This window comes from Cupriavidus sp. 8B (genome assembly GCF_054589115.1).
The window spans coordinates 1-1,121 of the sequence record NZ_BAAILO010000284.1 but is presented as its reverse complement, the minus strand read 5'-3'; the positions used below and the strand labels follow the sequence as shown (position 1 = coordinate 1,121).

Sequence of the window (1,121 nt, the reverse complement as noted above, 5' to 3'; positions counted from 1 at the left end):
CCCTTGGCGGTAGCCTCTTCCTTGGAGCGGCCGAGCACCTTCATCTGGGCGATGGTCAGGTTCTCGGTGATCGACAGGTGGGGGAACAGCTCGAAGTTCTGGAACACCATGCCCACGCGCGAACGCAGCTTGGGCAGGTTGGTCTTGGGTGAGCCCACCGAGGTGCCGTCCACCGTGATGTCGCCCTTCTGGAAGGGCTCCAGCGCGTTGACGGTCTTGATCAGCGTCGACTTGCCCGACCCCGACGGGCCGCACACCACCACGACTTCGCCCTTGGCGACCTTGGTGGTGCAATCGGTCAGCACCTGGAAGGCGCCGTACCACTTGGAGACGTTGTTGATTTCAATCATACGGCCACCTTTTTCTGGTAACGCTTGACCAGCAGCGATGCGGAGAAACAGATAATGAAATACACCAGCCCGGCGAACAGCAGCATCTCCACGATGCGGCCGTCACGCTCGCCGATGCCGTAGGCCTGGCCAAAGAAGTCCGCCAGCGCGCTCACGTACACCAGCGACGTATCCTGGAACAGGATGATGCCTTGCGTGAGCAGCAGCGGCACCATGTTGCGGAAGGCCTGCGGCAGGATCACCAGCCGCATCGACTGTCCGTAGGTCATGCCCATGGCCTGCGCGGCAAACATCTGCCCGCGCGACACGCTCTGGATACCCGCGCGGATGATCTCGGAATAGTACGCCGCCTCGAACAAGGCAAAGGCGATCAGCGCCGAGGTCATACGCAGGTCGGATGCCTGCGAAAGGTTGAACGTCTTCTGCAGGAGCTGCGGGATGATCAGGAAGAACCATAGCAGCACCATCACCAGCGGGATCGACCGGAAGATGGTGACGTAGCCCTGCGCGAACCAGTTCAGCACCTTGACGGAAGACAGCCGCATCATCGCCAGGATGGTGCCCCAGACGATGCCGACCACCACCGCGGTGGCGGTGATCTTGAGCGAGACCAGCATGCCCTCGCCCAGCACTTCCAGCGTGGTGGGGTTGATCGAGGTGAAATCGAATGAATATGCCATGACGTGTCCCCTTACTTGCTGCCGATGAAGCCGGGCACGCGGGTGCGTCCTTCAACCCAGCGCATGAGCAGCATGACCACGATATTGATCA

Annotated in this window: 2 protein-coding genes and 1 pseudogene; all 3 read right to left on the bottom strand. The window is 61.0% G+C overall.

The window, feature by feature from the left end; genetic code table 11:
* A partial coding sequence (locus tag ACYP5B_RS27875) for an ATP-binding cassette domain-containing protein (RefSeq protein ID WP_459571849.1) occupies positions 1–350 on the bottom strand: 350 nt, incomplete at its 3' end.
* Positions 347–1,030, bottom strand: a complete 684-nt coding sequence (gltK, locus tag ACYP5B_RS27870; RefSeq protein WP_400095820.1) for a glutamate/aspartate ABC transporter permease GltK — start codon at positions 1,028–1,030, stop codon at positions 347–349. The genes ACYP5B_RS27875 and gltK, both read right to left, overlap by 4 nt.
* Positions 1,031–1,041: 11 nt before the next feature.
* Positions 1,042–1,121 (bottom strand): annotated as a pseudogene (locus ACYP5B_RS27865) (amino acid ABC transporter permease); the annotation flags it as partial.

Bases quoted from the DNA above. Each gene is read 5' to 3' on its own strand.
- gltK (WP_400095820.1), bottom strand. From the start codon at position 1,030: ATGGCATATTCATTCGATTTCACCTCGATCAACCCCACCACGCTGGAA.